This is a genomic window from Streptomyces sp. NPDC000880, assembly GCF_053599675.1.
Window position 1 is genome coordinate 36,959 of sequence record NZ_JBSFMS010000022.1, and the last position, 11,334, is coordinate 48,292.

Sequence of the window (11,334 nt, forward strand, 5' to 3'; positions counted from 1 at the left end):
ATGCCTTGAGAGCCTCGCGAAGCTATCAACAGGATGGCGTATTAAGCGAACACCAATGGGCGCATACGCGACAGCGAACCCGGAACCGCTTTCGGCGTGCCGTCACCGGGCTCGCAGGCCCAGTGCATAAGGTCGCCCGGTCCGACCCGGGAATGGTGATGCTATGAAGCCGTCCATCTGCCTCTGCATGATCGTCAAGAACGAGGCAAAAGTCATCGAGCGATGTCTCGCCTCCGTCCGTGACCTGGTGAGCACCTGGGTGATCTCGGACACCGGCTCGACCGACGGAACCCAGCAGCTGATCCGTACGGCACTGGATGGCATCCCGGGCGAGCTTCACGAGGAGCCCTGGGTCAACTTCGGCCACAACCGGACCCTGAACATCCAGCACGCCCGCGGCAAGGCCGACTATCTGCTCCTCATCGACGCCGACCTCGTGATCCGGCGGGACCGCCCCCTGCCCCGTCTGACCGCCGATTCCTACATGCTCCGGCACGAGGGCGCGACCGAGTACCGCATCAAGCGCCTGGTCCGTGGCGACATCCCCTGGCGCTACGAGGGCGTCACCCACGAGTACATCACCGCCGGCCAGCGGCACAGCCAGGTGAATCTCGACGCGCTCGTCATCGAGGACTTCGCGGACGGGGGCTCACGGCACGACAAGTTCGAGCGCGACGCGCGCCTGCTTGGCGCCGAGCTCGAGCGCGACCCCGCCAATTCACGCACGGTCTTCTATCTGGCGCAGACCATGCGCGACATGGACAACCACGACGAGGCAATCACTCTGTACGAGCGCCGCGCGGAGATGGGGGGCTGGCCCGAAGAGGTGTACTACGCGCTGTTGCAGGTCGGGGTCCTCAGAGCCGAATCCGACGACTGGCCGGGAGCCATGGACGCCTTTTCACGCGCCTGGGAGTCGCGTCCGCAACGGCTCGAAGCGTGTTACGAACTGGCCTCGCGGCTGCGCAGACTGGGCCGCTACCGTCTCGCGCACTCGATCGTCCGCGCCGGGCTCGGCCAGAAGCAACCGGGGGACCTGCTGTTCGTCCAGCCATGGGTGTATCGCTGGGGTCTGCTGTTCGAGTTCTCGATCACGGCCTACTGGGTGGGCGACTTCACCGGCTCGCTCCAGGCGTGTGACCGACTTCTGGCGATGCCCGACGTGCCCGACACCTATCGCGAGCAGACGCAAGCCAACCGCACATTCGCGGCCCAGCGGCTTGCGGCGATTCCCGAGCCGGCCACCAGATCCAGGGCAGCCAGGCGACAGCGGACGGGCTCGAAGAAACGCTGACAGCCGAGGCGCGGCGCCTACTGGACGGCGCCGTCCTCCTGCGTACGGTTCGCCTCGAGGCGGGCCTTGGCCTTGTCCACCTTGCCGACGATCTGCTCGGACATCGCGTCACGCTGCCTGCGCAGCAGTACGAAGCTGAGCGGCGCGGACAGGACGAGGGCGAGCAGGACGACCCAGACGAAGTTCGAGTCGCCAAGCCCCTTGGGTAGTACGCCCACCTGGACCAGGCCGCCGACGGCGACGAAGCACCCGATGAAGATGGCGAGGCGCATGGTGGTGTACCGGATCGCGGCGCTCGTCCTTGCAGCGGACACGGCGGGCCTTCTCTCTTCGTACGACAGGTCGTGCCCAACCAGTGAAGCACGGCCTGTAGTGCCCGCTCCAAGCGGGCATCAGAGCAGCGGGAGCAGCATCGTGATGTCGTCGCGGTCGTCACCGTCGGCCACCCGGATCGCGCCCGGCACCCGCCCGACCTCCTTGTAGCCGCAGGCCCCGTAGAAGCGGTCGACGCCGGTGCCGCCGCGGCAGGTGAGCCGTATCGCCTCGACGCCCTCGAAGCCGCGGGCCGCGTCGGCGGCCGCGGCCATCAGATCGCGGCCGTAGCCCGCGCCCTGGTGGCGCGGGTGGACCATGACCGTGTACAGCCAGACCCAGTGCAGCATCAGCCGGTGGGTGTTGTACGTGAAGAAGGCGGTGGCGGCGACGGCCCCCTCCTCGTCGTACCCCACGAGCAGCCGGGTGCGGCCCTCGGCCATCGAGGCCAGATGCCTCACAAGCTCGGGCCGTACGGCGTCGCGGTCGACCGGGGGAACGAAGCCGACCGCGCCGCCGGCGTTGGACACGTCGACCCAGAGCGCGAGGATCCCGTCCCGCAGGGCGGGGTCGACCGGCGGGTCGAGGTGGAACGTGAGACTCATCGGCGGTCAGACCCGCATGGGCTGCGGCGACTCGCGGCGGTCGGCGTCCGGGCCCGGGTACTCGCGGATGATCTCGTAGCGGGTGTTCCGCTCGACCGGGCGGAAGCCCGCGTCACGGATCAGGTCGAGGAGATCGTCGCGGGTCAGCTTGTTCGGCGTGCCGTAGTTGTCCGCGTCGTGCGTGATCTTGTACTCGACGACCGAGCCGTCCATGTCGTCCGCACCGTGCTGCAGGGCCAGTTGGGCGGTCTGCACACCGTGCATCACCCAGAAGACCTTGACGTGCGGGACGTTGTCGAAGAGGAGACGCGAGACCGCGAAGGTCTTCAGCGCCTCCGCGCCGGTCGCCATGGTCGTACGGGCCTGCAGGCGGTTGCGGACCTTGCCGTCCTGCATATCGACGAAGTCGTGCTGGTAGCGCAGCGGGATGAAGACCTGGAAGCCGCCGGTCTCGTCCTGCAGCTCACGCAGCCGCAGTACATGGTCGACGCGGTGGCGGGGCTCCTCGATGTGCCCGTACAGCATCGTGCACGGGGTCTTGAGACCCTTCTCGTGCGCGAGCCGGTGGATGCGCGACCAGTCCTCCCAGTGGGTGCGGTGGTCGACGATGTGCTGCCGGACCTCCCAGTCGAAGATCTCGGCGCCGCCGCCGGTCAGCGATTCCAGGCCGGCCTCGATCAGCTCGTCGAGGATCTCGGACGCGGACAGGCCGGAGATGGTCTCGAAGTGGTGGATCTCGGTGGCCGTGAACGCCTTCAGGGAGACGTCCGGCAGGGCCTTCTTGAGCTCGCTGAGGGAGCGGGGGTAGTAGCGCCACGGCAGGTTGGGGTGGAGCCCGTTGACGATGTGCAGCTCGGTGAGGTTCTCGCCCTCCATCGCCTTGGCGAGGCGGACGGCCTCCTCGATGCGCATGGTGTACCCGTCCTTCTCGCCCGGCTTGCGCTGGAACGAGCAGTACGCGCACGACGCGGTGCACACATTCGTCATATTGAGGTGGCGGTTGACGTTGAAGTGGACGACGTCACCGTTCTTGCGCGTACGCACCTCGTGCGCGAGGCCGCCGAGCCACGCGAGGTCGTCCGACTCGTAGAGGGCGATGCCGTCCTCGCGAGTCAGCCGCTCCCCGGCCCGGACCTTCTCCTCCAGCTCGCGCTTGAGCCCTGCGTCCATGAACGGCCGCCTCCCATACTTCTGTGAATCAAACCCCACACACCGTACTCCCCCACCCTTCGGGCGAGGGGACCCCCCACTGACGCTCCGCGTCAGCCTTCTTCGGGCAGATCCCCGACCCGGTTTTCCCACTTGGTGGAGAGCACGATGGTGGTACGCGTACGGGACACACCCCTGGTCCCGGACAGCCGGCGGATCGTCTTCTCCAGACCGTCCACGTCGCTCGCCCGCACCTTGAGCATGTACGAGTCGTCGCCGGCGATGAACCAGCAGTCCTCGATCTCGGCGAGGTCCTTCAGCCGGCGCGCCACGTCCTCGTGGTCGGCGGCGTCGGAGAGCGAGATGCCGATCAGAGCGGTGACGCCGAGGCCGAGCGAGGCGGCGTCCACGGTGGCGCGGTAGCCGGTGATGACGCCTGCGGCCTCGAGGCGGTTGATGCGGTCGGTGACGGAGGGCCCGGAGAGCCCGACGAGCCGGCCGAGCTCGGCGTACGAGGCCCTGCCGTTCTCTCTGAGGGCCTGGATGAGCTGCCTGTCCACCGTGTCCATATACCTGGACCCTTCCATTGTTCAGCGATCACGCAAGTTTACATAGAAATCTAAGGCATACATGGCGGATACCCTGTAAATCTTTCACCGTGAGCTTCAGCGTGTACATGCGCTAGTCACCCCGAGAGCCACCCAGCTCTCCCTTCCAACGGCGGTACAGCTGATGTGGCACGCCCGCCGCGTCCAGCACCCGACCCGCGACGAAGTCCACCAGATCCTGGATGTGCGTCGCCCCCGCGTAGAACGCCGGCGAGGCGGGCAGCACCACGGCGCCCGCCTCGTCCAGCGTCACCAGATGCTTGAGGGTCTGCCCGCTCAACGGGGTCTCCCGCACCGCGACCACGAGCTTGCGCCGCTCCTTGAGTGTCACGCTCGCCGCCCGCTGCAACAGGTCCTTCGAGAGCCCGAGCGCCACCCCGGCCACACACGCCGTCGACGCCGGGACGATCAGCATTCCCTTGACGGGATACGAACCGGACGACGGCCCGGCGGCCAAGTCCCCGGCGCCCCAGTGCCGTACGTCCTCGACATTGACGCGGAAGGTGTAAGACTTCCCGTCGGCTCCCCGCGTCAGCCACTCCCGCAGGTCCTCGCGCCAGTGCGCGTCCCGGAACGCGATGCCCGTCTCGTCCAGCAGCGTCAGCCGCGAAGCACGGCTGACCACCAGGTCCACGCTCTCGCCCGCGGCCAGCAGCCCGCGCAGCACGGCGGCGGCGTACGGCGTCCCGGACGCACCGGACACTCCCACCACCCACGGCTGACGGCTCTTCACTTCTCCTGGCTCCACACGGCTGACCTTATCCGGCGGCCGGTGGCCGGAACTGAGTAAGGTGCCCGGGACGTTCTCAGGGGTGGGAGCACAAGCGCAGGGGGCCGCGATGACACACACAGATCCCACCTGGAGCCGGACCGCCCGTGCCAAGGCGGCAGCAGCGCTGATGCTCAGCTGGGTGGCGCTGCTGTGGGCGCTGGAAGCGGTCGATGTGGCGAGCGGCCACTCGCTGGACGCGTACGGCGTCACGCCGCGCGAGGTCGGCGAGCTGGGCGACATCGTGCCGTCGGCGTTTCTCCACTTCGGCTTCGCCCATGTCGCGGCCAACAGCGTGCCGCTGCTGATCTTCGGCTTCCTCGCCGCGCTCGGCGGCATCCGCCGCTTCCTGGCCGTGGTTGCCATGATCATCGTGGTGGACGGGCTCGGGGTCTGGCTGGTCTCCCCGGCGAACACTGTCACGGCGGGCGCATCCGGCGTCGTCTTCGGACTCTTCGGCTACCTGCTGGTGCGCGGCTTCGTGGACCGCAAACCCCTCGACATCGGCATCGGCCTGGTGATCGGCGCCCTCTGGGGCAGCACGATCCTGCTCGGGATATCCCCGTCCAACACCTCGGTCAGCTGGCAGGGCCACCTGTTCGGGCTGGTGGCGGGCGCGGCCGCAGCGTTTGTGTTCCGCAGCAGGACGCCCGCTCACCGGGCGAGGCTCACACGCTGAGTCCGCGCACCAGCAGGTCCAGCAGGGCACACGCGAAGAGGGCGATCCCGATGAAGCCGTTGACGGTGAAGAAGGCGCGGTTGAGGCGGGACAGGTCGTCCGGCCGCACGATCGTGTGCTCGTAGAGGAACGCCGACACGACGATCAGCAGACCCGCCCAGAAGAACCCGCCCGCGCCCGTGGTCAGTCCGTACCAGACCAGCAGAACCGTGGTCACGGCGTGGGACGCGCGCGCCCCGTACAGCGCCGCCGGGACGCCGAAGCGGGCCGGCACCGACAGCACACCGTGGGCGCGGTCGGCATCGACGTCCTGGCAGGCGAAGATCAGGTCGAAGCCGCCGATCCAGATGCCGACCGCGAGGCCGAGGATCACCGCGTCCCAGGACCACTGCCCGGTGATCGCGATCCACGCGCCGACCGGGCCCATGGCCTGGGCGAGGCCGAGGATGGCGTGCGGGAAGTTCGTGAACCGCTTGCCGTACGGATAGACCACCATCGGGATCACCGCGATCGGAGCGAGCGCGAGACACAGGGGGTTCAGCGCGGCCGCGGCGCCCAGGAAGACGACGACCGCGATCAACGCGCCGGTCCAGGCGGACTTCACGGAGACCGCACCGGTGACGAGCTCACGCCCGGCGGTACGGGGATTACGGGCGTCGATCTCGCGGTCGATGATCCGGTTGCAGGCCATCGCGAACGTACGCAGCCCGACCATGGCGATCGTCACCAGGAGCAGCCGCCCCCAGTGGATGTTCCTGTCGAACTGGAACATCGCGGTGAGGGAGGCGATGTACGCGAAAGGCAGCGCGAAGACCGAGTGCTCGATCATCACCAGCCGGAGGAAGGCCTTGGTCCTGCCCGGACCCGGTACCGCTGCGGCGGACGCGCTCACAGTCCGTACTCCGGTTCATCCCCGCAGAGGCGGACAAACCCCGGCTCCGCGCTGCCGTTCTGCATGGTCGGCCTTCGCCTCACAGCCCGTACTCCTTCCAACGACGGGTCACCCGTTCGGATGTCTCCGGGTCGGACTCGACCATGTTGGGCCAGCCGCCGTCCCGGACGTACCCCTCCTCGGGGAGCTTCTTCGTCGCGTCGATGCCCGCCTTGCCACCCCAGAACTGCTGGTACGAGGCGTGGTCGAGATGGTCGACCGGGCCCTCCACCACCGTGAGGTCACGGGCGTAGTCCGTGTTGCCGAGCGCGCGCCACGAGACCTCATGCAGATCGTGGACGTCGCAGTCCGCGTCCACCACCACGATCAGCTTCGTCAGCGACATCATGTGCGCACCCCAGATCGCGTGCATGACCTTCTGCGCGTGCTTCGGGTACTTCTTGTCGATCGAGACGATCGCGCAGTTGTGGAAGCCGCCCGACTCGGGCAGGTGGTAGTCCACGATGTCCGGCACGATGATCTTGAGCAGGGGCAGGAAGAAACGCTCCGTCGCGCGTCCCAGCGGCCCGTCCTCCGTCGGCGGGCGGCCCACCACGATCGACTGGAGCAGCGGGCGCTTGCGCATCGTCACACAATCGATGGTCAGCGCCGGGAAGGGCTCCTGCGGGGTGTAGAAGCCGGTGTGGTCTCCGAACGGGCCCTCCGGCAGCATCGTTCCCGGCTCCAGCCAGCCCTCGATCACGACCTCGGCCTGCGCGGGCACCTGCAGCGGGACCGTCTTGCAGTCGACCATCTCGATCCGCTTGCCCTGTACGAAGCCCGCGAAGAGGTACTCGTCGATGTCGCCGGGCAGCGGTGCGGTCGACGCGTACGTCACCGCGGGCGGGCAGCCGAAGGCGATCGCGACCGGCAGCCGCTCACCGCGCTTGGCTGCCACCTGGTAGTGGTTGCGGCTGTCCTTGTGGATCTGCCAGTGCATGCCGATGGTGCGCCGGTCGTGGCGCTGGAGGCGGTACAGACCGAGGTTGCGCACCCCCGTCTGAGGGTGCTTGGTGTGGGTCAGGCCCAAGTTGAAGAAGGACCCGCCGTCCTCGGGCCAGGTGAACAGCGCCGGCAGCTGGTCCAGGTCGACGTCGTCACCGCGCAGGACGACCTCTTGCACCGGCGCGTCCTTCACCTTCTTCGGCGGTACGTGGACCATCGTGCCGAGCTTCCCGAACGCCTCGCGCACGCCGACGAAGCCGTGCGGGAGCTCCGGCTTGAGCAGCCCGCCGATCTTGTCGCTGATCTCCGAGTAGGACTTGAGGCCGAGCGCCTTGAGAAGCCGGCGGTCCGTGCCGAAGACGTTCATCGCGAGCGGCATCGCCGACCCGCGCACGTTCTCGAAGAGCAGAGCCGGGCCGCCCGCCTTGTTCACGCGGTCGACGATCTCCCCGACCTCCAGATACGGATCGACCTCGGCCTTGATGCGCTTGAGGTCTCCCTCGCGCTCCAGCGCCCGGAGCAGGGAGCGAAGATCGTCATAAGCCATGCCCCCCAGTATCGGCCACCGACTACCCTGGACCTGTCACCGGGGCCGCAGCCAGGCCCGCCACCGTGCTTGGGGAGACCCGCTCCACGATGCTCAGGTACCTGCCGTTCATTCTGATTCTGGCGCTGACGATCTACGCCTTCATCGACTGCCTCAACACCCCTGAGGAAGAGGTCAAGCACCTGCCCAAGGTCGTCTGGGTGCTGATCATCCTCATCTTCACGATCGTCGGCCCTGTCGTCTGGCTGGTCGCGGGCAAGCAGCGCCATGCGGTGCCCGGCTCACGGAGTTCGGCCGGCCCGCGCGGCTGGGTCGCGCCCGACGACAACCCCGACTTCCTGCGGTCCCTCAAGGACGAGAAGAAGAAGCAGGACGGGGACGACCAGTCCTGATGGAGCTGCGCCTGCTGGTCACCTTCGAGCAGGTCGCCACTGTCCTCAGCTTCACGCAGGCGGCCGCCGAGCTGAAGTACGCCCAGTCCAGCGTCACCAGCCAGATCCGATCACTGGAGACCTCGCTCGGCACGGAGCTCTTCGACCGGCTCGGCTGGTGCTGGTCTGTGCGCCCGCACACGCGCTCGCCGGGGCGGCGAAGCTCGCGACCGCCGATCTGGCACAGGTGCAGCTGGTGGGTACGGAGCCGGGCGGCCCGTACCGCGATCTGTTCGAGGACGAGCTGCGCGAGCGCACTGGCGCTCCCCCGCCCTTCATGGAGTTCGGCACGATCGAGGCGACCAAGCGGGGCGTGGCCGGCGGGCTGGGAGTGACGCTGCTGCCGCATATGACGGTACGTCAGGAACTGGCGTCGGGGACGCTCGTCGCGCTGCCCTGGGAGCCGCCGTTCCAGCTGCACACACAGGTGGCGTGGCGGGAGGGGAAGCGGCTGCCACGCCATGTGCGGCTGTTCATCGACGAGACGGTGCGGCTGGTACGGGAGCAGGAGTCGGCGAAGTAGCCACCGTACGGGGCGCCTTGGCGAGGTTGACCTTGAGACTCGCGAGCACGATCAGCGGGACGCCGAGCGCCTGAACGAGGCCGATGTGGTGCCCGTACACCGCCCAGTCGGCGACCATCGCGACGGCCGGGTAGGTGAAGGCGAGCACGGCGATCTTCGCGGTGGGCAGCTTCTGGTACGCGGCGCACATCAGGACGTACATCAGGCTGGTGTGGATCAGGCCGAGCCCCACCAGCCACGCGAAGCCACTCCCCAGTCCGCTCGCGGCGGTGAAGTCGGCGAAGGGCAGCAGCAGCGGGATGCCGACCAGGACCTGGACGAGGGCGACAAGGTGGGGGCGTACGCCGCTCACCCGCTTGGTGATCACGGTCGAGATCGCGTAGAAGAGCGCGGCGGGGAGCGCGAGGCCGAGGCCGGACAGGGAGCCGGGATCGGCGGGGCTCACCCCCGAGACGAGGACAAGACCGGCGAAGGCCACCACGAGCCAACCGGGCTTGGCGGCGGTCAGCCGCTCGCGGAAGAGGGACGCTACGAGCGGGCCACCGGCCGGTCCACGAGCCAGTGGGCGTCCTGCCGATGGGCCGATCGGCCCGGCCGATGACGTACGTTCGGATGGTGAGCGCCATGGAGTACGCGAAGTGGCTGACGACAGCCGTCGAGGAGGCCCGGTCCGGGCTCGCCGAGGGCGGGATTCCGATCGGAGCCGCGCTGTACGGGGCGGACGGGGCCCTGCTGGGGCGCGGGCGCAATCGGCGGGTGCAGGACGGCGATCCGTCGATCCATGCGGAGACCGCGGCCTTCCGCGCCGCCGGGAGACGGCGCTCGTACCGGGGTACGACGATGGTGACGACCCTCTCGCCCTGCTGGTACTGCAGTGGTCTGGTCCGGCAGTTCGGGATTTCGCGGGTGGTGGTCGGCGAGGCGGAGACCTTCCGCGGAGGGCACGACTGGCTGGCCGAACACGGCGTGGAGGTCGTGCTGTTGGACGACGCCGAGTGCAAGGGCCTGATGCGTGACTTTATCCGGGCCAACCCCGAACTGTGGAGTGAGGACATCGGTGACTGACCCCAGGATTCCCACCATTGACCTGCGCCTCTGGCTCTCCGCGGACCGGGCCGCCCGCGCCCGGATCGCGGAGAGTGTCGACCAGGCCCTGCGGACCGCCGGCTTCCTGCTGGTCACCGGGCACGGAGTCGATCCGGGGCTGCGCGGCGAGATCCGGGCCGCGGCACGGGACTTCTTCCGGCTTCCGGACCAGGAGAAGGAGCCGTATGCCGTGAAGGTCGGCGGGCGCGGCTGGCTGGGTCCTGGCGCGGAGGCCAATGCGTACGCGGAAGGGACCGAGACTCCCCCGGACCTGAAGGAGTCGCTGTCCTTCGCCGCGGAGGACCCGACCGGCGACCCGGCGGTCGACGCCGAGTGGTTCCTGCCCAACACCTGGCCCGCCGAGGTGCCGCACCTGAGGGACCTGGTGGAGACCTACCTCGCCGCTATGCGCGCCCTCTCCGGCCAGCTGCTTGAGCTCCTCGGCGTCGCGCTGGGCGAGCCCGAGGACTTCTTCACCCGGCACACCACACACCCGACCTGGGGCTTCAACGTCAACTGGTACCCGGGCCGGGACCGGGTGGGCGACCCGCAGCCGGGCCAGTTCCGCATCGGCCCGCACACCGACTTCGGCACCGTCACCGTCCTCGACCGCCAGGCGGGCAAAGGCGGGCTCCAGGTCTTCACGGACCCCGCGGACGGAGGCGCCGGCTGGGAGGACGCGCCGTACGACCCGGAGGCCTTCACCATCAACATCGGCGATCTGATGGCCCGCTGGACGGGCGACCGGTGGCGCTCGGGCCGCCACCGGGTGCTGCCGCCGCCGGCGGACGTACCGGCCGAGGAGCTGATCTCGCTGGTGTACTTCTACGAGTGCGATCCGGGCACGGCCGTCCGGGGCATCAATTCGCACACGTATCTGCGGGCCCAGCTCGACGCGATCACGGCCGGCTGACGTACTGGTCCCGCAGTTCCTGCCAGCGCCCCGGCGTCCACTGCGCCCAGTCCGCGGCCGTCATCGGGTGCCCGTCCAGCGCGTCGGCCAGCAGCTCGAAGTGGTGGTGCCAGCCCGCCAGGCGGTCAAGACGCAGCTCGTCCGTACCGCGGAACTCATTGGTGAAGCGGACCACCGTGCCGTCGGTGCTCGACCGCGAGCCGAACGGCTCCAGGTGGAAGCGGATCCGGTCGCGGACGCTGACCGTGTACTCGGCGACCCGGCGCATGTCCCAAGCGGTGACCGTGCCCTCGGCGACCGTGTGGCGGCCCTGCGGATCAGCGTAGAGCCGGCGCAGGGTGACCGCCCCGCCGATGCGCGGCTCCAGGACGTCGGCGGCGGCGAGCCAGGTCGGCAGGCCCTCCGGCGTGGCGACGGCGGCCCAGACCCGGATCACCGAGTGGGGCAGCCGCAGCTCGAAGTGGAGCAGGTGTACGCCGCCGTCCCGGGTCTCGCTGGTGCCATGACGGATGACTACGGTCATGGCACCAGCCTCGCTCCGG

General features: G+C 68.8%; 14 protein-coding genes and 2 pseudogenes. 7 read left to right on the plus strand and 9 right to left on the minus strand.

The annotated features are described in order from the left end of the window. Nucleotides 1–163 precede the first annotated feature (163 nt). Entirely contained in the window at nt 164–1,294 is a 1,131-nt protein-coding gene (locus ACWDO5_RS10370; RefSeq protein WP_450529905.1) for a glycosyltransferase, read from the plus strand. A 17-nt stretch (nt 1,295–1,311) separates the two neighbouring features. Here the strand turns inward: ACWDO5_RS10370 and ACWDO5_RS10375 are convergent, their stop codons facing one another. The 5 genes from ACWDO5_RS10375 to ACWDO5_RS10395 form a co-directional block, all read right to left on the minus strand. Further along, a complete protein-coding gene (locus ACWDO5_RS10375) occupies nt 1,312–1,608 on the minus strand; it encodes a DUF4229 domain-containing protein (RefSeq protein WP_450529906.1) in 297 nt (98 codons plus the stop codon). A gap of 78 nt (nt 1,609–1,686) precedes the next feature. Continuing rightward, nucleotides 1,687–2,211: an N-acetyltransferase family protein gene (locus tag ACWDO5_RS10380; RefSeq protein WP_450529907.1), complete on the minus strand. Its 525-nt coding sequence runs from the start codon at nt 2,209–2,211 to the stop codon at nt 1,687–1,689. 6 nt (nt 2,212–2,217) lie between these two features. After that, on the minus strand, nt 2,218–3,381 hold the full coding sequence (gene mqnE, locus ACWDO5_RS10385; RefSeq protein WP_450529908.1) for an aminofutalosine synthase MqnE: 1,164 nt from the start codon (nt 3,379–3,381) through the stop codon (nt 2,218–2,220). Nucleotides 3,382–3,473: 92 nt separating this feature from the next. Continuing rightward, complete coding sequence (locus ACWDO5_RS10390; protein WP_450529909.1) at nt 3,474–3,929, minus strand: Lrp/AsnC family transcriptional regulator; 456 nt, start codon at nt 3,927–3,929, stop codon at nt 3,474–3,476. 112 nt (nt 3,930–4,041) lie between these two features. Continuing rightward, nucleotides 4,042–4,701 (minus strand): UbiX family flavin prenyltransferase, encoded by a 660-nt coding sequence (locus tag ACWDO5_RS10395; RefSeq protein ID WP_450529910.1) that lies wholly within the window; start codon nt 4,699–4,701, stop codon nt 4,042–4,044. 106 nt (nt 4,702–4,807) lie between these two features. Here ACWDO5_RS10395 and ACWDO5_RS10400 point away from each other — a divergent pair, with 106 nt between their 5' ends. Beyond that, nucleotides 4,808–5,416 (plus strand): rhomboid family intramembrane serine protease, encoded by a 609-nt coding sequence (locus ACWDO5_RS10400; RefSeq protein WP_450529911.1) that lies wholly within the window; start codon nt 4,808–4,810, stop codon nt 5,414–5,416. Here the strand turns inward: ACWDO5_RS10400 and mqnP are convergent. Both mqnP and ACWDO5_RS10410 read right to left on the minus strand, forming a co-directional pair. Beyond that, on the minus strand, nt 5,406–6,308 hold the full coding sequence (mqnP, locus tag ACWDO5_RS10405; RefSeq protein WP_450529912.1) for a menaquinone biosynthesis prenyltransferase MqnP: 903 nt from the start codon (nt 6,306–6,308) through the stop codon (nt 5,406–5,408). The two genes, ACWDO5_RS10400 and mqnP, sit on opposite strands and share 11 nt — an antisense overlap. Before the next feature lie 79 nt (nt 6,309–6,387). Continuing rightward, on the minus strand, nt 6,388–7,839 hold the full coding sequence (locus tag ACWDO5_RS10410) for a menaquinone biosynthesis decarboxylase (protein ID WP_450529913.1): 1,452 nt from the start codon (nt 7,837–7,839) through the stop codon (nt 6,388–6,390). A gap of 89 nt (nt 7,840–7,928) precedes the next feature. Between ACWDO5_RS10410 and ACWDO5_RS10415 the strand changes: the two genes are divergently transcribed. The 3 genes and pseudogenes from ACWDO5_RS10415 to ACWDO5_RS10425 all read left to right on the plus strand — a co-directional run bounded on the left by ACWDO5_RS10415 (nt 7,929) and on the right by ACWDO5_RS10425 (nt 8,793). Continuing rightward, nucleotides 7,929–8,231: a PLD nuclease N-terminal domain-containing protein gene (locus ACWDO5_RS10415; protein WP_450529914.1), complete on the plus strand. Its 303-nt coding sequence runs from the start codon at nt 7,929–7,931 to the stop codon at nt 8,229–8,231. Beyond that, nucleotides 8,231–8,320: pseudogene (locus ACWDO5_RS10420) on the plus strand (LysR family transcriptional regulator); the annotation flags it as partial. The gene ACWDO5_RS10415 and the pseudogene ACWDO5_RS10420, both read left to right, overlap by 1 nt. Nucleotides 8,321–8,388: 68 nt before the next feature. Then, a complete protein-coding gene (locus tag ACWDO5_RS10425) occupies nt 8,389–8,793 on the plus strand; it encodes a LysR family transcriptional regulator substrate-binding protein (RefSeq protein WP_450529915.1) in 405 nt (134 codons plus the stop codon). Here ACWDO5_RS10425 and ACWDO5_RS10430 read toward each other — a convergent pair. Beyond that, a pseudogene (locus ACWDO5_RS10430) lies at nt 8,744–9,328 on the minus strand (DMT family transporter); the annotation flags it as partial. The gene ACWDO5_RS10425 and the pseudogene ACWDO5_RS10430 overlap by 50 nt on opposite strands. An 89-nt stretch (nt 9,329–9,417) precedes the next feature. Between ACWDO5_RS10430 and ACWDO5_RS10435 the strand changes: the two are divergent. Then, nucleotides 9,418–9,858: a nucleoside deaminase gene (locus tag ACWDO5_RS10435; protein ID WP_450529916.1), complete on the plus strand. Its 441-nt coding sequence runs from the start codon at nt 9,418–9,420 to the stop codon at nt 9,856–9,858. Continuing rightward, entirely contained in the window at nt 9,851–10,792 is a 942-nt protein-coding gene (locus ACWDO5_RS10440) for an isopenicillin N synthase family dioxygenase (RefSeq protein ID WP_450529917.1), read from the plus strand. The genes ACWDO5_RS10435 and ACWDO5_RS10440 overlap by 8 nt, the downstream gene beginning before the upstream one ends. On the opposite strand, the gene ACWDO5_RS10445 is transcribed toward ACWDO5_RS10440, so the two are convergent. Further along, nucleotides 10,779–11,315, minus strand: a complete 537-nt coding sequence (locus tag ACWDO5_RS10445; protein WP_450529918.1) for an SRPBCC domain-containing protein — start codon at nt 11,313–11,315, stop codon at nt 10,779–10,781. The genes ACWDO5_RS10440 and ACWDO5_RS10445 overlap by 14 nt on opposite strands. Between the last annotated feature and the right edge of the window lie 19 nt (nt 11,316–11,334).

What these genes read in the sequence shown, in the direction of transcription:
- ACWDO5_RS10370 (WP_450529905.1), top strand. Translation starts at nt 164, where the DNA reads ATGAAGCCGTCCATCTGCCTCTGCATGATCGTCAAGAACGAGGCAAAA.
- ACWDO5_RS10380 (WP_450529907.1), bottom strand. Translation starts at nt 2,211, where the DNA reads ATGAGTCTCACGTTCCACCTCGACCCGCCGGTCGACCCCGCCCTGCGG.
- mqnE (WP_450529908.1), bottom strand. Translation starts at nt 3,381, where the DNA reads ATGGACGCAGGGCTCAAGCGCGAGCTGGAGGAGAAGGTCCGGGCCGGG.
- ACWDO5_RS10390 (WP_450529909.1), bottom strand. Translation starts at nt 3,929, where the DNA reads ATGGACACGGTGGACAGGCAGCTCATCCAGGCCCTCAGAGAGAACGGC.
- ACWDO5_RS10400 (WP_450529911.1), top strand. Translation starts at nt 4,808, where the DNA reads ATGACACACACAGATCCCACCTGGAGCCGGACCGCCCGTGCCAAGGCG.
- ACWDO5_RS10410 (WP_450529913.1), bottom strand. Translation starts at nt 7,839, where the DNA reads ATGGCTTATGACGATCTTCGCTCCCTGCTCCGGGCGCTGGAGCGCGAG.
- ACWDO5_RS10415 (WP_450529914.1), top strand. Translation starts at nt 7,929, where the DNA reads ATGCTCAGGTACCTGCCGTTCATTCTGATTCTGGCGCTGACGATCTAC.
- ACWDO5_RS10435 (WP_450529916.1), top strand. Translation starts at nt 9,418, where the DNA reads ATGGAGTACGCGAAGTGGCTGACGACAGCCGTCGAGGAGGCCCGGTCC.
- ACWDO5_RS10445 (WP_450529918.1), bottom strand. Translation starts at nt 11,315, where the DNA reads ATGACCGTAGTCATCCGTCATGGCACCAGCGAGACCCGGGACGGCGGC.